Source organism: Nonomuraea africana, from assembly GCF_014873535.1.
Taxonomy (GTDB): Bacteria; Actinomycetota; Actinomycetes; order Streptosporangiales; family Streptosporangiaceae; genus Nonomuraea; species Nonomuraea africana.
Genome location: NZ_JADBEF010000001.1, coordinates 8168965 through 8193213, shown reverse-complemented (window position 1 = coordinate 8193213; position 24249 = coordinate 8168965). Strand labels below are relative to the sequence as shown.

The 24249-nt window shown below is 71.9% G+C and carries 19 protein-coding genes and 1 pseudogene; 14 read left to right on the top strand and 6 right to left on the bottom strand.

Going from position 1 to position 24249, the window contains the following annotated elements; genetic code table 11:
• Positions 1-39: 39 nt before the first annotated feature.
• From H4W81_RS39215 to H4W81_RS50260, 6 genes and pseudogenes are all read left to right on the top strand, one after another.
• Complete coding sequence (locus tag H4W81_RS39215) at positions 40-4365, top strand: cation-translocating P-type ATPase (RefSeq protein ID WP_192779422.1); 4326 nt, start codon at positions 40-42, stop codon at positions 4363-4365.
• 503 nt (positions 4366-4868) lie between these two features.
• Positions 4869-6257: a DNRLRE domain-containing protein gene (locus H4W81_RS39210; RefSeq protein WP_192779421.1), complete on the top strand. Its 1389-nt coding sequence runs from the start codon at positions 4869-4871 to the stop codon at positions 6255-6257.
• Between the two features lie 217 nt (positions 6258-6474).
• A complete protein-coding gene (locus tag H4W81_RS39205; RefSeq protein WP_318782327.1) occupies positions 6475-8430 on the top strand; it encodes an APC family permease in 1956 nt (651 codons plus the stop codon).
• A 113-nt stretch (positions 8431-8543) separates the two neighbouring features.
• A complete protein-coding gene (locus H4W81_RS39200) occupies positions 8544-10046 on the top strand; it encodes a M28 family metallopeptidase (RefSeq protein ID WP_192779420.1) in 1503 nt (500 codons plus the stop codon).
• An 87-nt stretch (positions 10047-10133) separates the two neighbouring features.
• Positions 10134-11642, top strand: a complete 1509-nt coding sequence (locus tag H4W81_RS49635) for a M28 family peptidase (RefSeq protein ID WP_192779419.1) — start codon at positions 10134-10136, stop codon at positions 11640-11642.
• A 331-nt stretch (positions 11643-11973) separates the two neighbouring features.
• A pseudogene (locus tag H4W81_RS50260) lies at positions 11974-12249 on the top strand (hypothetical protein); the annotation flags it as partial.
• A gap of 47 nt (positions 12250-12296) precedes the next feature.
• On the opposite strand, the gene H4W81_RS39185 reads toward H4W81_RS50260, so the two are convergent.
• The gene (locus H4W81_RS39185; protein ID WP_192779418.1) at positions 12297-13181 is read right to left on the bottom strand and encodes an inositol monophosphatase family protein; all 885 of its coding nucleotides are present in this window, start codon (positions 13179-13181) and stop codon (positions 12297-12299) included.
• Positions 13182-13323: 142 nt separating this feature from the next.
• On the opposite strand from H4W81_RS39185, the gene H4W81_RS39180 reads away from it, so the two are divergent.
• From H4W81_RS39180 to H4W81_RS39165, 4 genes are read left to right on the top strand one after another with little or no spacing between them, the layout of a single operon-like run.
• Complete coding sequence (locus tag H4W81_RS39180) at positions 13324-13875, top strand: RNA polymerase sigma factor (protein WP_192779417.1); 552 nt, start codon at positions 13324-13326, stop codon at positions 13873-13875.
• Positions 13868-15040 carry a hypothetical protein gene (locus H4W81_RS39175; RefSeq protein ID WP_192779416.1) on the top strand — a complete coding sequence of 391 codons (1173 nt, stop codon included), beginning with the start codon at positions 13868-13870 and terminating at the stop codon, positions 15038-15040. Before H4W81_RS39180 ends, H4W81_RS39175 begins: the two co-directional genes overlap by 8 nt.
• A gap of 51 nt (positions 15041-15091) precedes the next feature.
• The gene (locus H4W81_RS39170) at positions 15092-15682 is read left to right on the top strand and encodes an RNA polymerase sigma factor (RefSeq protein WP_192779415.1); all 591 of its coding nucleotides are present in this window, start codon (positions 15092-15094) and stop codon (positions 15680-15682) included.
• Positions 15682-16644, top strand: a complete 963-nt coding sequence (locus tag H4W81_RS39165) for a CU044_5270 family protein (RefSeq protein ID WP_192779414.1) — start codon at positions 15682-15684, stop codon at positions 16642-16644. Before H4W81_RS39170 ends, H4W81_RS39165 begins: the two co-directional genes overlap by 1 nt.
• 20 nt (positions 16645-16664) lie before the next feature.
• Here the strand turns inward: H4W81_RS39165 and H4W81_RS39160 are convergent, their stop codons facing one another.
• On the bottom strand, positions 16665-16871 hold the full coding sequence (locus H4W81_RS39160; protein WP_192779413.1) for a hypothetical protein: 207 nt from the start codon (positions 16869-16871) through the stop codon (positions 16665-16667).
• A gap of 177 nt (positions 16872-17048) precedes the next feature.
• Complete coding sequence (gene speB / locus H4W81_RS39155) at positions 17049-18089, bottom strand: agmatinase (RefSeq protein ID WP_192779412.1); 1041 nt, start codon at positions 18087-18089, stop codon at positions 17049-17051.
• Between the two features lie 217 nt (positions 18090-18306).
• Here speB and H4W81_RS39150 point away from each other — a divergent pair, with 217 nt between their 5' ends.
• A complete protein-coding gene (locus H4W81_RS39150) occupies positions 18307-18534 on the top strand; it encodes a hypothetical protein (RefSeq protein ID WP_192779411.1) in 228 nt (75 codons plus the stop codon).
• Positions 18535-18782: 248 nt separating this feature from the next.
• Here H4W81_RS39150 and H4W81_RS39145 read toward each other — a convergent pair whose 3' ends face one another.
• Both H4W81_RS39145 and H4W81_RS39140 read right to left on the bottom strand, forming a co-directional pair.
• On the bottom strand, positions 18783-19421 hold the full coding sequence (locus H4W81_RS39145) for a LuxR C-terminal-related transcriptional regulator (RefSeq protein ID WP_192779410.1): 639 nt from the start codon (positions 19419-19421) through the stop codon (positions 18783-18785).
• On the bottom strand, positions 19373-20368 hold the full coding sequence (locus tag H4W81_RS39140) for a sensor histidine kinase (RefSeq protein ID WP_318782325.1): 996 nt from the start codon (positions 20366-20368) through the stop codon (positions 19373-19375). Before H4W81_RS39140 ends, H4W81_RS39145 begins: the two co-directional genes overlap by 49 nt.
• Positions 20369-20428: 60 nt before the next feature.
• Here H4W81_RS39140 and H4W81_RS39135 point away from each other — a divergent pair, with 60 nt between their 5' ends.
• From H4W81_RS39135 to H4W81_RS39125, 3 genes are read left to right on the top strand one after another with little or no spacing between them, the layout of a single operon-like run.
• On the top strand, positions 20429-21319 hold the full coding sequence (locus tag H4W81_RS39135) for an ATP-binding cassette domain-containing protein (RefSeq protein ID WP_192779409.1): 891 nt from the start codon (positions 20429-20431) through the stop codon (positions 21317-21319).
• Positions 21316-23484, top strand: a complete 2169-nt coding sequence (locus H4W81_RS39130) for an alpha/beta fold hydrolase (RefSeq protein ID WP_192779408.1) — start codon at positions 21316-21318, stop codon at positions 23482-23484. The genes H4W81_RS39135 and H4W81_RS39130 overlap by 4 nt, the downstream gene beginning before the upstream one ends.
• 45 nt (positions 23485-23529) lie before the next feature.
• The gene (locus tag H4W81_RS39125; protein WP_192779407.1) at positions 23530-24051 is read left to right on the top strand and encodes a GNAT family N-acetyltransferase; all 522 of its coding nucleotides are present in this window, start codon (positions 23530-23532) and stop codon (positions 24049-24051) included.
• On the opposite strand, the gene H4W81_RS39120 is transcribed toward H4W81_RS39125, so the two are convergent.
• Positions 23994-24248 (bottom strand): DUF6510 family protein, encoded by a 255-nt coding sequence (locus H4W81_RS39120; RefSeq protein ID WP_192779406.1) that lies wholly within the window; start codon positions 24246-24248, stop codon positions 23994-23996. The genes H4W81_RS39125 and H4W81_RS39120 overlap by 58 nt on opposite strands.
• Position 24249 lies beyond the last annotated feature (1 nt).

Below are 24249 nucleotides of genomic sequence, written 5' to 3'. Positions count from 1 at the left end.
CAAGAGGCGTAAATACTCACACACGGGTACAAGGCCGACATGCCATTCGGTCTGTCCCTCCCACAGCTGCCCCGGCTGCCGGGGCAGGATCTCGTCGCTGCGCCGCTCAAGTGGGCCACCGACACCGTCGGCAAGGCGGCGGAGGCGCCCAGGTGGGCGATCTCGGCCCTCGCCGGCCTGGCCGGCGTCCGCAGGTCCACCTGGACCTACCCCGGCCGCATCCACCTCGAGCTGCGCTGCCCGATCCTGGTGGAACAGTCCGACGCCATCGAATCGGCCCTGTGCCTCCATCCGTCCGTACGCTGGGCCCGGGTCAACCTCCCGCTCAAGCGGGTGATCGTCGCGGTGGACGAGCCGGCGTCCGTCGACGAGCTCGTCGCCATCCTCGACGAGGCCGAGCAGACGGCCGTGGAGAAGGACCCGGCCCTCGCGGAGGGCACGTCGGGCGGGCCGCCCGCCGCTCTCGTCCTGGCCGCCGACGCGGTGGGGCTCGCGGTGACGGGCGTGGAGTGGCTGGCCCATCGGGCTCCCCTGCCCCCTGGAGCGGCGGGCGTCGTCGGCTACCTGAGTGCGGTGCCCCAGCTGCGCAAGGTGCTCGACGACTCGATCCCCGCGTGCCGTTCCTGGATGCCGCTCGTGAACAGCACGTTCCAGACGCTGGCCCCCGGCGGCACCGGGCTGGCCATCGACCTGGTGCACCGGGTGCTGCAGATCCGCCAGTCGCGGCTGCAGGACGGCGTGTGGGTGAAGAAGGAGGAGGCGCTGACGGGCACGCCCGAGCGCGCCGAGGCGCGGCTGCAACCGGCCGACCGGCCTCGGCGGATGCCGGGGGGTCCGATCGAACGGCATGCCGACCATGTGCTCTCCGGCAGCGCCATCGGCTCGCTCGCCGGCAGCCTGCTGACCGGGAACATGCACCGCGGCCTGGAAGTGGCCCTCGCCGGGCTGCCCAAGGCGTCCTCCGCGGGACGGGACGCCTTCGCCACCGAGCTGGGCACGCTGCTGTCCCAGCGGGGCGTGGTCATCACCGACCCCAGGGCGCTGGGCTTCCTGGACCGGGTGGACACGGTCGTGCTGGACCGCGACGCGCTCATCTCCGACGACGTCATGATCGGGGAGGTGGCGACCGCGCCGAAGGCCGATCAGGAAGCGGTCGCGACCCAGGTCTACGCGCTGTTCGTGCCGTCCGAGCCGGAGCGGGTGCAACGGGACACCGACTGGGCGCTCGGCCCCTACGACGGGTTGCCGCGCAAGGGGGGCTGGGCCGGCAAGCGGTACCATGACCGCTTCGTGAAGGACGGCTCCGCCGTACACGTGCTGGCCCTGACCCGGCGCGAGCGGCTGCAGGCGGTGGTCGAGGTCGTCCGGCAGCAGGCGCCGGAGGCGCATGCCCTGACCGTCGCCGCGCGCCACGCCGGGCTGCGCCTGATCACCCGGGACGGCGGCGCCGACCTCGCCGCGTCGGTGCGCCAGCTGCAGCAGGAGGGGGCCGTCGTCCTGCTGCTGTCGCGGGACAGGGAGGCGCTCGGCGCCGCGGACTGCTCGATCGGCGTGTCCGATCACGACGGCCGCCCGCCCTGGGGCGCCGACCTGGTGGTGGGCGCCGACCTGACCACCGCGGCGCTGATCATCGAGTCGGCGCGCACCGCCAGAACGGTCAGCGAGCGCGGGGTGACGCTGGCCAAGGCGGGCACCGGGGTGGCCGCCATCTACGGGTTGACCGACCGGATGAGCCGGGCGACCGGCCACGTGCTGTCCGCCGTGAACGGCGTGGCCGCGCTGTCGCTGGCGCAGGGCGCCTGGCAGGCCCATCAGACCATGCGCCGCCCGACCGCCCCCGCGCTGCCCACGACGCCCTGGCACGCGATGCCGGGAGAGCGGGTGCTCGCCGTACTGGAGACTCACGAGGGTGGGCTCACGACGGCGGAGGCCGAGCAGCGCCGCAGGGCGCGGAAGCGGGCGGCCTCGACGTGGGAGACGCTGGCCCGGGGGGTGGGCGCCGAGCTCTCCAACCCGTTCACCCCGATCCTGGCGGCCGGCGCGGCGGGCTCGGCCGTGCTGGGCTCCGTCGTCGACGCCGCCCTCATCCTCGGCGTCATGGGCGTGTCCGCCCTGGTGGGCGGCGTGCAGCGGACGGCCACGGCCGCGACGCTGGCGGAGCTGTCCGCCCGGACGAAGGTGCGCGCCCGCGTCCTGCGCGACGGCGAGGAACGCCTGCTGGAGGCGGCCGACCTGGTCCCCGGTGACGTCATCGTGCTCGACACCGGCGAGGTCGTGCCCGCCGACTGCCGCATCCTGGACGCCGACGGGCTGGAGACGGACGAGTCCTCCCTGACCGGCGAGTCGCTGCCGGTCTCCAAAGCCGCCAAGCCCGTGCTGGCCCCCCATGTCGCCGAACGCCGCTCCATGCTGTACGAGGGCACCACCATCGCGGCGGGCAGCGCCACCGCCGTCGTGGTCGCCGTGGGCGACGCCACCGAGGCCGGGAGCGCGATGGCCGCGACCGCCGGCGCCGAACGGGTGAGCGGCGTCGAGGAGCGGCTCGCCGCGATCACCCGGGCGACCACGCCGATCGCCATCGGCTCGGCGCTCGGCGTGACGCTGTCCGGGCTGGGGCGCGGCAGAGCGCTCAAGGAGACGCTGGGCGAGGGCGTCAACCTCGCGGTCGCCTCGGTCCCCGAGGGGCTGCCGCTGCTCGTCAGCGCGGCCCAGCTGGCCGCGACCCGGCGGCTCGCCGCCCGCGGCGTCCATGCCCGCAACCCGGGGACCATCGAGGCGCTGGGCCGGGTCGAGGTGCTCTGCTTCGACAAGACCGGGACGCTGACCGAGGGACGGATCCGGCTCGCCAAGGTGAGCGACGTGGACCACGACCGGGACGTCACCGACCTCGACGACGAGCTGCGCGAGGTGCTCGCCGCGGCCCTGCGCGCCACGCCGCACTCCGCCAACGGCGACTACAGCCACCTCACGGACGAGGCGGTCGGCGAGGGCGCCGCCGAGGTCGGCGTCTCGCGCCGGACCGGCGCCGACGAGTGGGAGGAGATCGACTCCCTGCTGTTCGAGTCCTCCCGCGGCTACCACGCCGCGCTCGGCCGCTCCGGCGAGAGCCGGGTGCTCAGCGTCAAGGGCGCGCCGGAGGTCGTCCTGCCGCGGTGCGCCGGGCTCGACGGTGACCGCCGGGCCGACATCGAGGCGCGCATCGAGTACCTGGCGTCCTCGGGCCACCGTGTGCTCGCCGTGGCCGAACGGCCCATGGACGACACCGACCGGCTCGACGACGACGACGTCGACGACCTGACCTTCACCGGGTTGGTCGGGCTCGCCGACGTCGTCCGCGACACCGCGGTGTCCGCGGTGGCCGCGCTGCGCAACGCCGGCGTGCAGATCGTCATGCTCACCGGCGACCACCCCGGTACGGCCGGCAGCATCGCCAGGCACGTGACCGACGACACCGACCTGCACGTGCTCACCGGCCCCGACATCGAGAGCCTGGACGACGCCCGGCTGGACGAGGTGCTCCCGACCGTGGACGTGGTCGCCCGCTGCACGCCCGCCCACAAGGTCCGGGTGGTCGCGTCCTTCCAGCGGCTCGGCAAGGTCGTCGCGATGGCCGGCGACGGCTCCAACGACGCCGCGGGCATCCGGCTGGCCGACATCGGCATCGCCCTCGGCTCCGGCGCGACGCCGGCCGCCCAGGCGGCGGCCGACCTGGTCGTGGCCGACGAGAGCCTGGAGACCATCATCTCGACGCTGGTCGAGGGGCGGGCCATGTGGGCCTCGGTCCGCGAGGCGCTGGCCATCCTCGTCGGCGGCAACCTCGGCGAGATCGGCTTCACCCTGCTCGGCTCGCTGGCCACCGGCCGCTCGCCGCTGACGGCCAGGCAGCTGCTGCTCGTGAACATGCTCACCGACCTCGCCCCCGCGCTCGCCATCGCCGTGCGCGCGCCTTCGCAGGACGCCGCGGCGGCGCTGCTCGACGAGGGCCCCGAGTCGTCGCTCGGCCCGGCCCTCACCCACGACATCGTCCGCCGGGCGATCTTCACCACGGTTGGCGCGGGGACCGGCTGGACGCTCGCCCGGCTGACCGGGCCGCAGGCCCGCGCGCGGACCGTCGGGCTGGTCTCCCTGGTCGGCACCCAGCTCGCCCAGACACTGGTGGCGGGTGGTCCCAGCCGCGCCGTCCTGCTCAGTTCGCTGGGCTCGGCCGCCATGCTCGCGGCCGTGGTCCAGCTGCCGGGGATCGGCCAGTTCTTCGGCTGCGTGCCGCTGGATCCTCTCGCGTGGGGCATCGCCATGGCCGCCATCGCGACCGCGGTGCTCGCCGAGCGGCTCGTCCCGCTGGACCGCCTGGGCCTGGCGAGCTGACGGCAGCTCAGGCACCTCGACGAGTGGTGGGGCCACGAGCTCTGGAGGCGGCGGGCTTCGCCGTGGAGGCACGGCTGGAGCGCACGAATCACGCCCACGAGGTCGAGACCCGCCGCGCCTACCTCCTGGCCCGCCGCACCTGAGCGGGCCTGATCAACCGCCCCGGAGGTAACGGCAGGCTGTCCGAAAAACCCCGGCGGCCACCTGCGCGGCAGCGGAAGCGCGTGCCAGCGGGTCCGATATGACATGGATCACACCGGCCGTAAACCCCATGATGTCTGAAAGTTTCCTGTGATATTCCTGTGACCCAACACGATCTTGTGGACATCAGAACGGGGGTTCTGTTCATGATCGAGCCGCTGAGGTATCTGGAGCGGTAGACCGTCACGGCCGCCGCCCGATGGGGGACATCGGGCCGCCACGCCGACCCTCTGCCGTCAGCCCCATCCGCACATGGGGCTCCCCCTGACTTTTCCTGTCCGATTTATCCAAAAGGACGCACATTGAGCATTCCTACGGCCACGCCCCTTCGCCGAGCAGCGCTCGGGCTCGGAGCGGCCACCCTTCTCATCGGCGCCACGACCCTTGACGCCGTGGCCGCCGTCGACCCGGTGCAGCAGGCCCTCTCGCAGGCCGCCGCCTCGGGTGCGGCGGTCCAGGTCGCCAGCCTGACCGATGAGAACAGCACCACCGTCGCCAACCCCGACGGCAGCTTCACCACCTCCATCACCTCCGGACCGTCGAACGCCCAGCGCGACGGCACGTGGGTGCCCATCGACACCAGCCTCGTCGCCGAAGGCGGGGTGCTGAAGCCCCGCGCCTCCCGCGCGAAGGTCGAGGTCTCCGCCGGGGGCGACGACGTCCTGGCCAAGCTGACCGACGACCAGGGCCGGGTGTTCTCGCTGCAGTGGCCGACGCCGCTGCCCGCGCCCGTCGTCAAGGACAACGTCGCGACGTTCGCCAACGCCGCGGGACCCGGCGCCGACCTGGTCGTCACCGTGATCCCGACCGGCTTCCGCCACGACGTCATCCTGCGCGAGCGTCCCACGGAGCCGCTGGAGCTGCGCATCCCCGTGCGGACGCAGGGCCTGACGCTGTCCGAGACGGCCAACGGCAAGCTGGAGCTGTCCGGCGAGAACGGCCAGCAGGTCGCCTCCGCCGCGCAGCCCGTCATGTGGGACTCCCGTGGTCACGGCAAGCCGCGCGGCGACTCGATCAAGAAGATCGACACCCAGGTCGAGACGCAGAACGGCACCTCGGTGCTCGTGCTCAAGCCGGACACCGCGTACCTGTCGGACCCGAAGACCGTCTACCCGGTCACCGTCGACCCCACGATCACCCTGCCGATCGTCACCGACACCGACGTCGCCACCTCCTGGGCCTCGCACCCCGGAGACCCGATGATCATCGCGGGCACCATGCCGTGGGAGAACGGCCAGGGCGGCGACATCATGCGCAGCCTGCTGAAGTTCAACACCGACAACCTCAAGGGCAAGCGCGTCATCTGGGCCACCCTCAAGGCGTGGAACCTGGAGACCAACGAGTGCGGCCTCAAGGTGGGCTCCGGGCTCACCGCCGAGCGCATCACCAGCGCCTGGGACGAGACCAACCTCAACTGGGACAACAAGCCCACCACCACGAGCAGGGGCGCGTTCACCACCTACGAGGGCCGCGGCCGTACCTGGACCGAGGGGTGCGCCCGTGGCGCCGGCTACCTGCAGTGGCCGGTCACCACGATGGCGAGGGACTGGGCCGCCGGCGCCGCCAACCACGGCATCCAGCTGCGCAGCGCCGACGAGAAGGAGACCACCAACTGGCGCGCCTTCGCCGCGTCGGAGAACAAGGACGCCTCGGTCAAGCCCCCGACCCTGAGCGTCACCTACTGGCGCTGATCCGCGTCACGGCGGCCCCTCCCACGCACGTGGCGGGGCCGCCGTCCAGCTCAGCCGCACCCACGCACCGGCCCTCGGCGTACGCCTTCACCGGCCCGGCGTAGCGACACAAGGCGTGAGCCGGCCGAAACCGGCGGATGCCGATATTGACGTTTTCTTGACGCCCGATCATGAAGAAACGGTCCCGCACGTCAGTAATGTGCACCTTCGGCTTTGCGTGCACGTGACGTTGGGGGTGGCCGGCTTGGCCAGGGTGGATCAGCCCGCTGCCGTACGGGAGCGGTCGCTGCGGACATGGTTGCTGAAGGGCCTGCAGCGGCAGGCACCTGGCAGCGCGGGCCCGCACCACGAGGAGTCGCCGGCCCATCAGCACTCCTGGTGGCAGGTGATGTGCCTGACCGGCGTCGACTACTTCTCCACCCTGGGCTACCAGCCCGGCATCGCGGCCCTGGCCGCGGGAGCGCTCAGCCCGATCGCCACGATGCTGCTGGTGGCGCTGACCCTCTTCGGCGCGCTGCCGACCTACCGGGCGGTGGCCAAGGAGAGCCCCCACGGGCTCGGTTCACTGTCGATGCTCGAGCGGCTGCTGCCCGGCTGGCGCGGCAAGCTGCTGGTGCTGTTCCTGCTCGGCTTCGTGGCCACCGCCTTCATCGTGACCATCACCCTGTCGGCCGCCGACGCCACCGCCCACCTGCTGCACAACCCGTTCGTGCCGGAGTTCCTCGCCGGGTGGCAGGTGCCCGTCACCCTGGTGCTGATCGCCGGCCTGGGCGGGGTGTTCCTGGTCGGGTTCAGCGAGGCGATCTCGATCGCCATCGTCCTGGTGGCCGCCTACCTCGTCCTGAACGCGGTCGTGGTCGCCGTCGCGCTGCGGCAGGTGTTCACCGAGCAGGCGCTGATCAGCGACTGGCAGTCGGTCCTGACCAGCCAGCACTCGAGCCCGATCGCGATGATCGCCGTCTCGCTGTACGTGATGCCCAAGCTCGCCCTCGGCCTGTCCGGTTTCGAGACGGGCGTGGCGGTGATGCCCCTGGTCAAGGGCGACCTCACCGAGCGGATCACCGGCGCGCGCAAGCTGCTGACCACCGCCGCGCTCATCATGAGCGTCTTCCTGATCACCTCCAGCTTCGCCACCGCCGTCCTCATCCCACCCGCGGAGTTCGCCGAGGGCGGCGCGGCCAACGGCCGCGCGCTGGCCTACCTCGCCCACGCCTACCTGGGCGACTGGTTCGGCACCGCCTACGACCTGTCCACCATCGCCATCCTGTGGTTCGCCGGCGCCTCCGCGCTGGCGGGCCTGCTCAACATCGTGCCCCGCTATCTGCCGAGGTACGGCATGGCGCCGGACTGGTCGCGCGCCGTCCGGCCGATGGTCCTGGTCTTCACCGCCATCTCCTTCGTCATCACCGTCTTCTTCGGCGCGGAGGTGGAGTCCCAGGGCGGCGCCTACGCCACCGGCGTCCTGACCCTGATCCTGTCGGCGGCCGTCGCGGTCACCCTGTCGGCGTGGAACGGCGGCCGCACCCGCGCCGCGCTCTCCTTCGGCGTCATCACGCTGATCTTCGCGTACGCCACCATCGCCAACATCATCGAACGCCCCGACGGACTGGTCATCGCCCTGCTGTTCGTCCTGGCCATCGTGATCACCTCGCTGATCTCCCGCGCCACCCGCTCCACCGAGCTGCGCGTCACCCGCATCTCCCTGGACGACCTGGCCCGCCAGTACATCAACCAGTGCGGCGACCTCCGTCTCATCGCCAACGAGCCGCACGCGCGCGACCACAAGGAGTACGTCGACAAGGCCCGCGAGGCCTTCGAACTGCACCGCCTGCGCACCGGCGAAGGGCTGCTCTTCCTGGAGGTGAGCGTTCCCGACGCCTCCGAGTTCGCCGGCGAGCTGCGCGTCGTGGGCGAGGACCGCCACGGCTTCCGCGTCCTGCGCATGGAGAGCACCACGGTCGCCAACGCCATCGCCGCCCTGCTGCTGTACCTGCGCGACCAGACCGGCAAGACACCGCACGTCTACTTCCACTGGGCGGCCGAGGGCAACCCCATCGGGGCGCTGCTGCGCTACCTGGTCTTCGGCGGCGGCGACATCCCGCCCCTCACCCGCGAGGTGCTCCGCCAGGCCGAACCAGACGCCGACCGCCGCCCCGTCGTCCACGTCGGCTGAGCCGGAGCCGCCGGGCGGTCGGCGGCTCTAGGCGCGATTGGGCAAAAGAGGTACGTTCCAGGAGGCGTGATCTCGGGGGATCTTGCACGCCACCGGTCCCTTGGAGGAGCCTCATGCGTCTGTCCTTCCGTAAGGCCGTCGCCATGGCCGCGGTCCTCGCCTTACCCCTCTCGGCCGCCGCCCCCGCCGACGCCACCCCCGTCGACGACGTCTTCGCCCAGCTGCTGGTCAAGCAGGTCAAGGGCGCGAACGTCAAGAAACATCTGGACGCGTTCCAGTCCATCGCCACCGCCAACGGCGGCAACCGCGCAGCCGGGACGTCCGGCTACGACGCCTCCCGCGACTACGTGGCGGACAAGCTGCGCAAGGCCGGATACAAGGTCACGCTCCAGCCGATCAACTTCGTCGAGAGCTGGGCCGAGAACTCCCCGCCGGTGCTGGGCTCCTACGTGCCGAACGAGGACTTCTTCACCTTCCAGCCCTCCCCCGCGGGCGACGTCACCGCCCAGGTGCAGGGCGTGGACCTGACGCTGCCGCCCGCGCCGACGCCGAGCTCGACCAGTGGCTGCGAGATGTCCGACTTCTCGGGCTTCGTGGCGGGGCGGATCGCGCTCATCCAGCGCGGTACCTGCCCGTTCGCCACCAAGGTCCGCAACGCGGGCTTCGCGGGCGCGTCCGGGATCATCGTCTTCAACGAGGGGCAGCCCGGCAGGACCGAGGCGTTCCCGCTCGACATCGGCGAGTGGCGCGCGGGGGTCCCGATGGTCTTCGCCGACTTCGCCGTCGGCAACGCGCTGGCCGCCACGCCCGGCGCCACCATCCGGCTCAAGGTCGACGCCAACCTCGTGCTCGGCACCGATGAGAACGTGATCGCCGAGAGCCGGTTCGGCGACCCGGACAACGTCGTGATGGTCGGCGCGCACCTCGACAGCGTGCCCGAGGGCCCCGGCATCAACGACAACGGCTCGGGAACCGCCGCCATCCTGGAGACGGCCCTGCAGATGAAGGTCTTCCCGGTGCGCAACAAGGTGCGCTTCGCCTTCTGGGCCGCGGAGGAGATCGGCCTGCTCGGCTCGGACCAGTACGTCGAGAAGCTGTCCCAGGCCGAGCGCGACCGGATCAAGCTCTACCTGAACTTCGACATGGTGGCCTCGCCCAACTACGCCTACAAGCTGTACGACGGCGACGACTCCGACAACACCGGCGCCCCTGAAGGGCCGCCCGGATCGGCCGAGATCGAGCGGCAGCTGAAGGCCTTCTTCACCAGCCGTAGCCTGCCCACCGTCGGCACCGACTTCGACGGCCGCTCCGACTACGGCCCGTTCATCGCGATCGGCATCCCCTCGGGCGGCATCTTCACCGGCGCCGAGCAGCCCAAGACCGCCGAGGAGGCGGCCCTGTTCGGCGGTACGGCCGGCGTCGCCTACGACGTCTGCTACCACCAGGCCTGCGACACCATCGCCAACGTCAACGCGACCGCGCTGGACGTCAACGCCGACGCGATCGCCGACTCCGTCGCCCGCTACTCCTTCGACACGGGCGACCTGCCCGACAGGACGGCCGAGGCGACGGCCCGCGCCGCCGTACGGGCGGCCACGGGCAGCGCCGCGAGCTGAGCCACACCCGTGAGGGAGGGCGGGCTCCCACAGGAGCCGCCCTCCCGCGCACCACACGCCTCTGTCCACCCCCCACGGAGGAACCCGATGAAGTCCCGCATCCTTGCCGTGGCCGCCGCGCTCGCGCTGGCCGCGACCCTCACCCCGACCGCTTCGGCGGCCTCCTTACGGCTGGCGGCACCGGACATCCCGCTGGCCAACGTCAAGGCCCACCTCAGCCAACTGCAGTCCATCGCCTCCAGCAACGGCGGCAACCGCGCCCACGGCCGTCCCGGCTACCTGGCCTCGGCCAACTACGTCAAAGCCCAGCTCGACGCGGCCGGCTTCCAGACCACGCTGCAGTCGTTCACCTACAACGGCGCGACGGGCTACAACGTCCTCGCCGACTGGCCCGGCGGCAACCCGGACGACGTCCTCATGGTCGGCGCCCACCTCGACAGTGTGACGGCTGGGCCGGGCATCAACGACAACGGCTCGGGCAGCGCCGCGATCCTGGAGACGGCGCTCGAGGTGTCACGGCAGGCGTTGCGGCCCACCAAGCACCTGCGGTTCGCCTGGTGGGGCGCGGAGGAGCTGGGCCTGCGCGGCTCCTCGTTCTACGTCACCAACCTGGCGGCCACCGAGCGCGCCAAGATCAAGGGCTACCTGAACTTCGACATGGTCGGCTCGCCCAACGCCGGCTACTTCGTCTACGACGGCGACAACTCCGACGGCGTCGGGGCGGGCCCCGGCCCGGCAGGCTCGGCCGAGCTGGAGCGGACGCTGCAGGACTACTTCGCCTCGATCGGCGTGCCGACCAGGGGCACCGACTTCGACGGCCGCTCGGACTACGGGCCGTTCATCTCGCGCGGCATCCCCGCGGGCGGCACCTTCACCGGCGCCGAGGGCATCAAGTCCAGCGCCCAGGCCCAGCTCTGGGGCGGAACCGCGGGGCAGGCCTTCGACCCCTGCTACCACCGCGCGTGCGACACCGCGAGCAACATCAACGACACGGCGCTGGACCGCAACGCCGACGCGGTGGCCCACGCCGTCTGGACGCTCGGCACCGCCGTACCGCCGGAGATCGTCTGGTCGGACGACTTCGAGACCGCCACGGGCTGGACCGCCAACCCGAACGGCACCGACACCGCCACCACCGGGCTCTGGGAGCGCGGTGACCCCGAGGCCACAACCTCCAGCGGGACCAAGCAGCTCGGCACGACGGTGAGCGGCGTCAACGACCTGGTCACGGGACGGCTGGCAGGCTCGAGCGCAGGAGCGTACGACCTCGACGGCGGGCTCTCCTCGATCCAGTCGCCGCCCATCACGCTGCCGTCCAGTGGCGTGCTGAGGGTGTCGTTCTCGTGGTACCTGGCGCACGGCAGCAACGCCTCCGGCGCCGACCTCTTCAGGGTGAAGGTCGTGGGCAGCCCGACCGGCACGGTGTTCCAGCAGCTGGGAGCCGCCTCGGATCGTGACGGCGGGTGGGCGGCGTCCACCGCCGACATCTCGGCGTACGCGGGACAGACCGTCCGCATCCTGATCGAGGCCGCCGACGCCTCGGGGGCGAGCCTGGTGGAGGCGGGCGTCGACGACGTCAAGATAACCCGCCAGTGAACCCCGCGACCCGCTCCTGCAAGCCTGACGAAAGGGACTAGCAACCCAATTCGCCTACAAACAGCTGCGGAGAGGGACGGCGTCGCCGTCCCCCCGCAGCTGAGAACCACAGGCATCGGGGGAAGCACATGCGCACACCGCCGGCACCGGCGCTCACCGGGAACCACCGCGGGACCGTCCTGGTCCCCGCCTGAAAGCCCCGGCACAGATGGCCACCGAGCAGGACCTCGTCCGGTTCCGCACCGAAGCGGCACATCACCGCGACGCCGAGGGATACGCCACCTCCCTGCGGCGCGCCGTCAGGGCCCGCACGCTGCTGATCGAGAGCGGCATGGCCGCGAGCATGCCGGAGGCGCTGGCCGGGATCCTGCTCATGGAGGGCGGTCTGCGCCGGCACCTCGGCGACCTGGCGCGGGCCGTCCGCGTCCTGAACGAGGCGCTCACCCTGGCCGGACGGGGCCGGGCCACGACCGAGCGCGTCCGGCCGCTGCGGAGCATCCAGGCCGCGCTGCGCGTGCGCGGCGCCGCGCACGCCGAGCTGGCTCCGACATTGAACAACCTGGCGCTGCTCAGGAAGGATCAGGGCGACAGCGCGGAGGCCGCGGCGCTCTACCGCCGCGCCATGGCGATCCTGGAGGACAGCGTGTCCCCTGATCATCCACTGGCCTCGCCTGCCGCGCCAACCACGCGTGAAGGCCGACCCTCAGCCGTCGAGCTTGCCGTGAGCTCCACCAGTGTCACCTGCCTGCTGATCATCTGCAGCAATGCCGTGTGCGTCTCCTCGTCGGCCGCCACGACCAGCCCGCCTCCACCGGTGTGCAGTGGTCGGCCGTCGAGGCCGGTCACCAGGCAGCCGGCGGCTTGGCACAGGGCGATTCCGCTGGCGAAGTGCACGCTGTCGCGGAGATGGCCATCGGTGACGTATGCGGCTCGACGGCCGGCGGCGACCCAGGCCACGGCCAGGGTGGTGGAGACGACACGTGGCCGGAACCGCTGGACGAATTCGGTGTCGGCGAGCAGGCGAACCGCCCGGAAGCCCGGTTCGCTGGGGAACGGTGGATCCAGGTTGACATCCACCAGCCGCGAGTCGGGCGACGGCATGAGTTCCTCGTCCACGCCGTCGCTCCGGACATAGGCGCGTTCACCGTCCGTCCAGAACACCTCTGCGGTGAACGGGTCGGCTGATGCCGCCGCCGTGATGTCAGACCCCACACGCAGCGCGACGTTCACGGCGACCAGCATGTTCCGTACGGCGTAGTTCAGCGTGCCGCACAAGGGATCGACCAGCCACATGCGCTCCGCGCCGTCCGCGCCCGCGCGTCCGCTCTCCTCGCCCGTCACCGCATCATCTGGCCGTGCGGTTCGAATGACATCAAGGATGACCTTCTCCGCTTCGAGATCAGCGGCTGTGGCGAAGTCACCGGCGGACTTCTCGAACCGCATCAGCGGCGCCCCGTACATGCCGCGCACCACGGCGGCTCCCGCCTGCGCTGCGGTCACGGCCAATTCCGCATCGCTTCCTGCGCTCCTGATCGACATGCGCGCAGGATAGCCTCCGGGGACTGGAGCAGCGGTGGCATAGCCCGCCGGTGCCCTCGTTCCTTCGGCAGGCGTGAAAGCATTTCGGCCCTTCGGGCAAGTAGGGGCGACCATCGTCACCTGACCTAGCGGAGATGCCTGCATGGCCGTTCCACCTGACCTGGCCGACCCGCCCGACCTCCGGGTCCACTTCGAGGAGATCTTCAACGCGCACTTCGCCGAGATCCACCGCTACATCGCCAGGCGGCTGTCCGACGACACCGCCGACGACCTGGCCGCCGAGGTGTTCCTGGCGGCCTACCGGGGCGGGTACGACGCCTCGCGCGGCGGGGTCCGGCCGTGGCTGTTCGGCATCGCCACCCACCTCATTTCGCGGCACCGCCGTACCGAGATCCGCAGGTGGAAGGCGCTCAGCCGGACGGCCGAGCGCTCGGAGCACAGCCACGAGGACGCCGCGCTGGCCCGCGTGGCGGCGGGCGAGCTGGTCGGCCCGCTGGCGGGGGCGCTGGCCGCGCTCAACCGCGGGGACCGGGACGTGGTGCTGCTGAGCGTCCTCGGCGGCCTCAGCCACGCCGAGGTCGCCGCCGCCCTGAAGATCCCCGCGGGGACGGTCGCCTCCAGGCTCAACCGGGCCCGCAAGCAGCTCCGCAAGGCACTCGGCGACGTGAACCCCCTGGAGGAGACCCATGGATGAGCTGACCCTCCTGGCCCGGGCACTGCCCGACGCTCCCCCGCCGTCGGCGGAGGTGGTCGAGCGGGCCCGCGCCCGGCTGGCCGCCGCCCGCCAGGAGCCGGTACGGCCACGCCGGTCGGGACGGCGCGGCCTCGTCTGGGCATGGACCCTGGGCACGGCCGCGGCCACGATCGCCGTCGTCATGGCCGTCGTCACGCTGGTGTCGAGCCTGGCCCCCGTGCCCGCGCCCGCGCTCGTGCCCGCAGGGGGCAACGAGTCCCTGCTCAGGCTGGCCGACGAGGTGGCGAAGCTGCCGGACGACCGCGGCGCCTACTGGCGCAGGCCGCTGCTCAACAACGGGCTGACCCGGGTCAGAGCGGGTGACCAGACGTTCAACGTGCTCTCCTCGGGTCGGATCGACCTCTGGCAGCCACGCGACCCCCGCGATCCCGTCCAGGTGGAGCGGTGGGACCCGTTCGTCCGTCCCGCCACCCCTGCCGACGAGCGCGCGTGGCGGGCGGCCGGCGCTCCGGCCACCGTCCAGCGGGTGTGCCCGCCGGGCACCCGCGCGGCCGACTGCGTCAAGCTGCGGCTGCGATCCAAGCCTTCGGGCTGCCTCTACACCCGCGCGGCCGAACCCGGCGGCGTGCTCGGCGACCGCCGGCTGGGCGAGCTGACCCTCGCCGACCTCGAGACGCTGCCCGCCGACGCCGTCCTGCTGCGGGAGAGACTGCGCGCCTACTGGAAGGCCCGCGAGAGCGCCCGGGCGCGGGAAAGCTTCGAGGAGTTCCTCCCCAGAGCCGCGGTCCTGCTGGAGCTGCCGGTCAGCCCCTCGGTCAGGGCAGCCGCCCTGCGCCTGCTCGCCGGGCTGCCGACGACCAAGGTGCGCGGCTCCATCTCCGACCCCCTGGGCCGTCAGGGCCTCGAGGTCACCTTCGTGAAGAGCGAGGGATACTCTGCCGAGTTCGGCGCCGACGACGAGGTGGCGGAGCGGTACACCACCATCCTTCACCCGCGCACCGGCACCGTCCTGGCCTCCCACGTCGCCACCGCGGCCGAGAGCACCGAGGGGCTGGCCAAGGGGACGGTCTTTCACTACCAGGCATGGGCGCCCGAGGCCGGCTGGACCGACGAGCGCCCCGAGCGACCCCGCGGCTGCCGGCTCAGCGACCAACCGATCCCGTGAGCCCTGTGCGCGCGGTGAGAACCCGAACGCCGCCATCGGGAGACAGCAGGCATGACACAACCGCAACCGGTGGAGACGCTAGAGGCGGACGACGCCGAGCTCATCCGCCGGTCACACGACGACCCCGAGCAGTTCGCGGGGTTGTTCGACCGCTACATCCAGCAGATCCACCGCTATGTGGCCAGACGGCTCGGCACCCAGGCGGCCGACGACATCGCCGCTGAGACGTTCCTGACCGCCTTCCGCCGCCGCGCGTCCTACGACCTCACGCGGCGGCTGGCAAGGCCATGGCTGTACGGCATCGCGACCACCCTCATCGCCAGGCACCGGCACGACGAGGAGCGGTTCCTGCGCGCGCTGAGCCGTACCGGCACGGACCCGCTGCCCGAGCCGATGGCCGACGCGGTGGTCGGCCGCGTCGCGGCGCAGGAGGAGGACCGCCGTCTCGCGGGGGCGCTGGCGGGCCTGTCGAAAGGCGACCGTGACGTGCTGCTGCTGGTGGCCTGGGGCGAGCTGGCCTACGAGGAGGTGGCGTCGGCGCTCGGCGTGCCGATCGGAACCGTCCGCTCCCGCCTGCACCGGGCGCGCAAGAAGGCCAGGGCCGCCCTCGGCGGCGACGATCCGACGAGAGAGGCCTCCTGATGAACGAGATCAAGCAGTTCCGCTCCGCCACCCCGGTGATCACTCGCGAGGCGGCGGACGCGGCCCGCGCCCGCCTGCTGCTGGCGATGCACGAGCCCACTCCCGAGCCGGTACGGCGGCGCGCGCCACGTGTGCCGCGCCTCGCGTGGCGGCTCGTGGTCGCCGCCGCGGCGGCCCTGGCACTCGTCGCGGGCCTGGAGGTGGTCCAGGGTGCCGGCCGGCCGGACACGGTCACCGTCGCCAACGCCCAAGAGCTGGGAGAACGAGCCGCCCAGAGCGCCGAGACGGACCCCTACGCCGCCTACGACGTCACCCCTTCGCCCGGTCAATGGCTGTACGTGAAGGGGACGATCGCTCCGCTGCTCAACGAGCCGCACCCGGAGGTCGATCGCGACAGCCGCATGACCCTCGAGACGTGGCACAGCCTGGACGGCAAGCAGACCGCGCTGGACGACGGGGAGGGCAAGCTCGTCATTCACGAGGCCGGCCCCGGCATCACCGCCGCCGACCTGGCCAAGAGCCCCGTCACTCCGGAGGGGTCGCTGGCCAGGATCGAGGCGGTCGTCGACGCCACCCCCGCGTCGCCGTTCGACGAGGGCGCGAGCAGGCAACAGCGGGTCTTCCAGGCGATCTCCCAGCTCATGAGCGAGCAGGCGCTCCCGCCTGAGGTACGGGCCGCGCTGTTCCGCGCGCTCCCGATGATCGACGGCGTCACGGTCAAGCAGGACGCCGTCGACGCGGCCGGCCGCCACGGCGTGGCGTTCGCCTACACCGGCCAGTGGCAGCGCTCGGAGATCGTCGTCAGCTCGGACGACTACCGGTTCCTGGGAACGTACGGCGAGGCCATCGCCGACAGAACCTTCCCCAGCGACAAGGTCGGCACGGTCAGGGCAGGCACGCCCCTCACATGGACCGCCCAGCTGGAGACCCAGATCGTCGACAAGCCCGGCCACCGCCCATGAGCAAGGGGAGGGCACCGAGGTCAGGCGCCCTCCCCTTCCCTAGGGGTTTCGTCCGCGCTTTCTGGATCGGGAATCCAGCCGTCGTTGTCCCGGGCGACGAGTCGGCCGGTGGGCAGGTTCACCGTGCCGATGTCCAAGACCTCGATCTCTGCTGTGGCGCCGTTCGGCCAGCCGTACCTCGAACCGGACCGGAAAATGGCGTCGACGTCGGGCGGAGACAGCGCCATTCACAACCTCCTAGATTCTTTGGCCGCTCATCCTCCATGGCAGCGCCCGATCTGTCACCTTCAGCTCGGTGGGGAGCGCGCCCCCCGACACCACCCCCGGGGGAAGCACCACGCCGCGGTCAGAACGCCAGGAGACTGTTCGAGAAAGCTCGGCAGCGGGACCGGCCGGTTCTCGGGTCAGTCGCCGCTCGCGGGCCTGTGGTCGGGCCGGTCCGCGAGCAGGGGAAGCCTCGGGTCCCAGCGGGTGCCGTCCGCCAGGTCACGGCGGCGCCGCGCGATGCCCGTCAGCGTCTCCAGCACGACCCTGTTGGCCAGGAAGGACGTGATGTCGGCCTGGTCGTACGGCGGGGACACCTCGACCACGTCGGCGCCGACCACGGGCAGCTCGTAGGCGATGCGACGGACGGAGTCCAGCAGCTGACGGGCGGTCAGCCCACCGGGCTCGGGGGTGCCGGTGCCCGGGGCGTGTCCCGGGTCGCACACGTCGATGTCCACGGACAGGAAGACTCCGTCGCACTCGTCGGTGGCGATGGCGAAGGCCTCGGTCAGGCACTCCTCGAGCCCTCTCGCGACGATCTCGCTCATCTCGTAGGAGCGCATCCCCTGCTCGGCCATCCAGTTCAGCGTGTCGGGCTCGGGCCAGTACCCGCGCAGCCCGATCTGCAGGAACCGGTCACCGCGGAGCGCGCCCGACTCGATCAGCCGCCGCATCGGCTGGCCGTGCCCGATCAGGGAGCCGAACGTGATGTTCCCTGTGTCGGCGTGCGCGTCGAAGTGGATCATCGACACGCGGCCCTGCCCGAGATGCTGGGCCACCCCCGCGGCGTCGGGCCACGCGATGGTGTGGTCGCCGCCGAGGGTCAGCGGGATCGCCCCGTTCGACGTCACGGTGTGGACCGCGTGCTGGAGGTCGCGCACCGAGCGCTCGGCGTCGCCCGAGTACATCTCGACGTCGCCCGCGTCGTACACCTTCAGATCGCGCAGCCCGTCGACCCGCATCGCCAGCGACGGCCGCGACCCGTCCTGCGGCAGATAGCAGCTCTGCCGGATGAACTGCGGGCCGAACCGGGTGCCGGGCCGGTGGGAGGTGCCCCCGTCGAACGGCGCGCCGAGAATGACCACGTCGGCGTCGGCGTACGTCGAGGGATCCTGCCAGTCACACCGCTCCACGCCGAGGAAGGTGAGGTCAGGACCGAACTGAGTTCCGTAGCGTGCCATATCAGGGATCTTCCGCATTCGCCTGCCATCGAAGCCCGGCTGCCGCCCGCGGTCGCGGCAATAGATCTACCCGCGCCCCCGCGGAAGCAAAAAGACCGGTACGGCAGGAGCAGCCGAACCCTCTGACCTGCCCCGCACGGGCCGAACCAACCCGATCGCCGAGATTGACTCGCCGGAAGTTCGCCTTTATCGGCTGAGCAGGCGCATACTGGTAAGGATGAAGCCCACGAGAGCAGCCCGTCGCCCCTTGCCTGGCAGTCCCTTCAACCGACCTGCCGCACCCCTGCCTCCCGTCGAGCAGTTCGCGCTGCAGGACCGGGTGAGCCACGACAAATACGGCCTTGGCCTGGTCATCGGCGTCGAAGAAGACGTCGCGGTCCTTGTCGACTTCGGCACCGAGAAACTGCGCATCAGCGCGCCGTACCCCAAGCTTTTCCGGCTCTGAGATCACGTTTGCCAGCCGACCGGCATGTCGCATCGTGACCTTCATCAGCCAGCACTGAACGACGCCACGACGTCGACGTAAGGGGCTCCTGCCACCGGCATGAGCCCCTTACGCATACCGGCCCTTCCACTCGGGATTCCACACCGGCCACTTGCGCTCGACCTCGTCCACGAGGTCGACACCGTGGTGCCGCGCCATCCCGAACGGAACCGCGCCTCAAGCTCCTCCGCCGAGTGCCCCCAGGTCCATCAGGCCTCCAGGTACGCCAGGACGGCCATGACCCGGCGGTTCAGGTCGTCGTCGGGCGGCAGTCCGAGCTTGGCGAAGATGTTCGAGGTGTGCTTGCCGATCGCCTTGTCCGTGACGACCAACCGGCCGGCGATGGCCTGGTTGGACAGGCCCTCGGCCATCATCGCCAGCACCTCGCGCTCCCTCGGCGTCAGCGCGGCCAGGCGGTCGTCGCGGCGGGTCAGGAGCTGGCTGACGACCTCCGCGTCGAGCGCGGTGCCACCGGCGGCGACGCTCCTCACGGAGTCGACGAACTGCTCGACGTCACCCACCCTGTCCTTCAGCAGATAGCCGATCCCGCCCGACCGGTCGGACAGCAGTTCCCTGGCGTAGAGCTGCTCGACGTACTGGGAGAGGATCAGCACCGGCAGCCCAGGCATCCTGCGGCGGGCCTCCAACGCGACGCGCAGGCCCTCGTCGGTGTGGGTGGGCGGCAGCCGTACATCGATGACCGCCACGTCGGGGCGGTGCCGCAGCAGCGCGGCCAGCAGCATCGGGCCGTTGTCGACCGCCGCAGCCACCTCGAAGCCGTGCGTCGTCAGCAGGCGGATCAGCCCGTCCCTGAGGAGGGCGAGATCTTCGGCGATGACAACGCGCACGGCAGCTCCATGGTGAGTTCGCTCGGCCCGCCTGGGGGGCTGTGGACGGTCAGTGTGCCCTCGAAGGCGGACAGCCTGCGGGAGATGCCGCGCAGGCCGGTGCCCGCGCGAGGATCGGCGCCACCGCGGCCGTCGTCGCCGACGGTCAGGCGCAGGACGCCGCCGGAGTGCGCCAGGCGCACCCAGGCGGAGCGCGCCCCGCTGTGTTTCGCCACGTTGGACAGCGCCTCCGTGACGGCGAAGTAGAGGGCGGACTCCACCGGCGCCTCGGGCCTGCCGTCCAGCTCCAGGTCGAGCCGTACCGGAACGGGGCACAGCAGCGCGGCGGCCTGGATGGCGCCGACGAGCCCCCGGTCGGCGAGGACCGGCGGGTGGATGCCGCGCACGAGGTCACGCAGGTCGGTGAGGGCCTGGCCGGCCGACTCCCACGCCTCCTCGATCAGCTCCCTCGGATCCCGCGCGGACCTGGCGAGACCGAGGGTCATCCTGATGGAGATCAGCCTGGCCTGCGCGCCGTCGTGCAGGTCGCGTTCGATCCTGCGCAGCTCGGCGGCCTGCGCGTCGGCCAGCTCCCTGACGCGGGGGTCGGGGCGCAGGAGCAGGTCGGCGAGGCGGGCCTGGGCCCTGGTGGCGAGGTAGCCGAAGCCGGCGGCGAACACCACGATGGCCAGCATCGACAGCGACAGGGTGAACGTCACGGCCATCGAGGCCTCGGCCGTGCGCAGGGTCCAGATCACTCCGACCGCCGAGAGCACCACCGCGACCCCTAAGAGCGCGGCCGGGCCCGTCACGCCGTGCACGAACAGCCAGGCGACCAGCCGCAGGTCACCGGGGTCCGACCCGGCGAGCCTGCGGGCCGCCGCCAGCACCCTGCGCCGCGCGAACGGCAGCGCGAGCAGCAGGGCCAGAGCGGCCACGCCGGTCACCGCGTTCACCAACAGCCTCACATCTTGAAGAGTAGGTCCAGCCCCACTGTGCGGCGCGCGAGCGCGCGAAAGCCTGGAGGGGTGATCGAAATAAACGCGCTGACCATCAGGTACGGCCGAGCCGTCGCGGTCGACGACCTGACGTTCACCGTGAAGCCGGGGAAGGTCACCGGCTTCCTCGGACCGAACGGGGCGGGCAAGTCCTCCACCATGCGCGCGGTCCTCGGGCTGGAGACCCCACACGGCGGCACCGCGCTGATCGACGGCCGCCCCTACACCGCCTATCCCCGGCCGCTCCGCCAGGTGGGCGCCCTGCTGGACGCGGGAGCCGTCCACGGAGGGCGCAGCGCGCGGGCGCACGTGGCCTGCGTCGCGCGCAGCAACGGCATCGGGAGCAGGAGGGTGACCGAGGTGCTGGAGCTCGCGGGACTCGCGGGGGTGGGGAGCAAGCGGATCGCCGGGTTCTCGCTCGGTATGAAACAGCGGCTCGGCATCGCGGTGGCGCTGCTGGGCGACCCGCCCGTGCTGATGTTCGACGAGCCGGTCAACGGGCTCGACCCCGAGGGGGTGCGGTGGATCCGCGAGCTGATGCGCGCGCAGGCCGCCGAGGGACGCACGGTCCTGGTCTCCAGCCACCTCATGGGCGAGATGGCGGTCACGGCCGACCACGTGGTGGTGGTCGGCAGAGGCAGGTTGATCGCGGACACCACGATGACCGCGTTGGTGGAGCGCTTCCAGCGGGGCGTGCTCGTCCGGGCCGCCGAGCCCGAACGGCTGGCGCGCGCGTTGCGGGCCGCCGGGGCGACCGTCGCGCGGGAGAACGACGCGCTCGACGTGGCGGAGCTCGACCCCGCACGGATCGGCGAGGTGGCGCTGGCCCAGGGGATCGCGCTGCGGGAGCTGACCCCGCGCGGGGCGTCGCTCGAGGAGGCGTTCATGGAGTTGACCGAGGGAAGCGTGGAGTTCCGATGATCGACGCGGTGCTGGCGGAGTGGCTGAAGTTCAGGTCGCTGCGCTCCAACTTCTACCTGCTCGCCTCGTCGCTGCTCGCGGTGTTCCTGAGCGCGGGGGCGGCCTTCATGGTCACGCGCGGCTTCGACAACCAGACGGGAGCCGACCAGCTGCGCTTCGACAACCTCGGCGCCGGGCTGGGCACCGGGCTGCCCGTGGCGTACTTCGTGCTCGGCGCGCTCGGGGCGCTGGCCATGACGGCCGAGCACGACACGAGCCTGGTGGCGGTGCCCAGGCGGCTCGTGCTGCTGTGCGCCAAGGTGCCGATGCTGCTGGTGGTGGGGCTGGTCTCCGGTGAGGTGCTGGCCTTCGGGATGCACGTCGCCACCCAGGCCGTCCTGGGCGACCGGGCAGGCCGGGTGCTGCTGAGCGGGCAGACGCTGGGGGCCTCGCTGTCCGAGCCCGGCGTGCTGGCCGAGGTGGCGCTCGCGGGCGCGTCGGTGCCGCTGGTGGCGCTGGTCGGGCTCGGCGTGGGCACGGTGCTGCGCTCCACGGCGGGCTCGCTGGTGGTGCTGATCATGCTGGTGTTCGTGCTGCCGACCGCCGCAATGACGCTGCCGAGCCCGTGGGGCTCGCGGATCGGCGCGTACCTGATCGTCGGAGGCGGCGACCTGCTGCCCCCACTGGCCGCGGCCGCGGTGCTGGTCGCCTATCCGGTCGTTGCGATGATGGCCGGCGCGGTGGCCATCGTCGTGCGCGGGCGCAGGGCCAGGCCGCTGGTCGCGGGGCTGGCGGCCACCGGCGTGCTGGTGGCGACGGTGGTCGTCGCCCAGCCCGCCGGCGCGGCGTCCGCCATCGACTGGAAGCCGTGCCGCGAGGACATGGAGTGCGGCTCGGTCCAGGTGCCGGTGGACTGGGACGAGCCCGGCGGCCGGAAGATCAGCCTGCCTGTGGCCAGGCTCGCCACGACGGGCACGGGCCGCAGGATCGGCACCGTCTTCTCCATCCCCGGCGGCCCCGGCGCTTCGGGCGTCGACGACCTGGAGAAGTCGGGAGGCAGCTTCGCGCACCTGCGCAGGCGGTTCGACGTGGTCAGCTTCACGCCGCGCAACTCGCCCGCGCTGGAGATCTTCTCCTCCGAGTGCCTGGAGAAGGGTCCGTGGCTGACGCTGCCCCGCGACGAGCGCGCGTACGACCAGCTGGGCAGGGCGAACCGCGCCGCCGCGCTGCGGTGCGCGGCCCGTGACCCCGAGCTGTTCGGCCACCTCGACTCGGCCTCCGTCGCCAGGGACATCGACGCCGTCCGCGCCGCGCTCGGCGAGGAACGGCTCAGCTTCGTCGCCACCTCCTACGGCGGCGTGCCCGCCTACGCCTACGCCAGGCTCTTCCCCCGCAGGATCAGGGCGATGTACCTGGACGGCATCGTGAACCAGGTCGGCAGGAACGACCGCCACACGGTCATGGAGGCGCAGTTCGGCCGCTTCGTCACCTGGTGCGCGTCCAGCACCGCGTGCGCGTTGCACGGACGCGACGCGGGTGCGGCGTGGCGCGCGCTGCTCGCCGCCGCCGACCGCTCGCCGATCCCGGCGCGCGAGATCGCCTACAGCGGGTTCGACCTGCAGATCGCCGCCGCTCCGCACCTGATCTCACCGGGCGCCGACCACGCGAGGTGGAAGGAGCTGTCCGAGAGCATCGAAAGGGCCGAGCGGGGGGACGCCTCGGGCTTCGCCGGGTACGTCGGGGCCGGGATCGGCAGCCCGAAGCCCATGGCCTTCGTCGGGATGAACATGACCCACTGCCTGGACGGCTACCGCTTCCGCGATTACGCCGACTACCGGAGCGTCAGGAAGCTCGGCGAGCGCCTGTCGCCGAACCTGGCCGGCAACGTGGTCTGGCACCGGCTCGGCTGCGTGGGCTGGCCGCTGCCGGTGCAGAACCCGGCCGCGCCGCTGCCCACGGCGGGACTGCCGCCGTTCCTCGGCGCGGGCACGTGGACCGACTACGCCGACACCGCCGACCTGGCGACGCGGGTGCCGGGGTCGTCGACGGTCCGCTTCGAGGGGCACGGGCACGGGCTGTACCTCACCGGCGACGCGTGCACGATCGCCCACGCCAACCGTTACCTCATCGACCTGCGCTTGCCCCCTCGGGGAACGGTGTGCCGACCGGATCGCTCCCAGGCCTGAGGCGTCATGGTCGTGACCACAGGGACAAGCCCCGACAATTCATGAGTGGACATCAGAGAGGGCACCGCCGCCGACACGGAGCGGATCGCCGCGCTGCACACCAGGAGCTGGCGCACGGCCTACGCGGAGATCTTCCCCGCCGACTACCTCGACGGGCCCGTCGAGGCGCAGCAGGCGGCCATGTGGCACGAGAGGCTGGTCAACGGCGCCAAGGGCGAGCTGCTGGTCGCCGACGACGGCACGGCCATCGCGGGGTTCGCCTATCTCATCCCCGAGGACGGGCGGGTCCTGCTGGACAACCTGCACGTCGATCCCCGGCTCAAGCGGTCGGGGATCGGCGGCGTGCTACTGCGTCACGCCCTCGACAGGGCGGCGGGCCAGGAGCTCTACCTGGAAGTGCTCAAGGAGAACAGGCCCGCCGTCGCCTTCTACGAGCGCCACGGCGGCACCAGGGCCAGGGAGTTCGTCGAGCGCTTCCCCGAGGGCTTCGAAGTGGACGTGCTGGAGTACTACTGGAGCGGAATGCGCAGCGACACCGTTCCCCGCAGGTCGAGCCAGGCCTCCTGAGGCCCTCTGACCAGGCGCATCACCACCTCCTCGCAGCCCGGGCAGCGGGCCACGAGCCCGGGGCCCGCGTCGTAGACCATCAGCGCCGCGATGGGGCCCTTCAGGCCGCAGGCGGCGCAGGTGCCGACCGCCGAGGTGAGGTCCACGGCGAAGATCTCGCTCAGCGGTCCCGCGAGTGCGTTGCCGTCCAGGTGCATG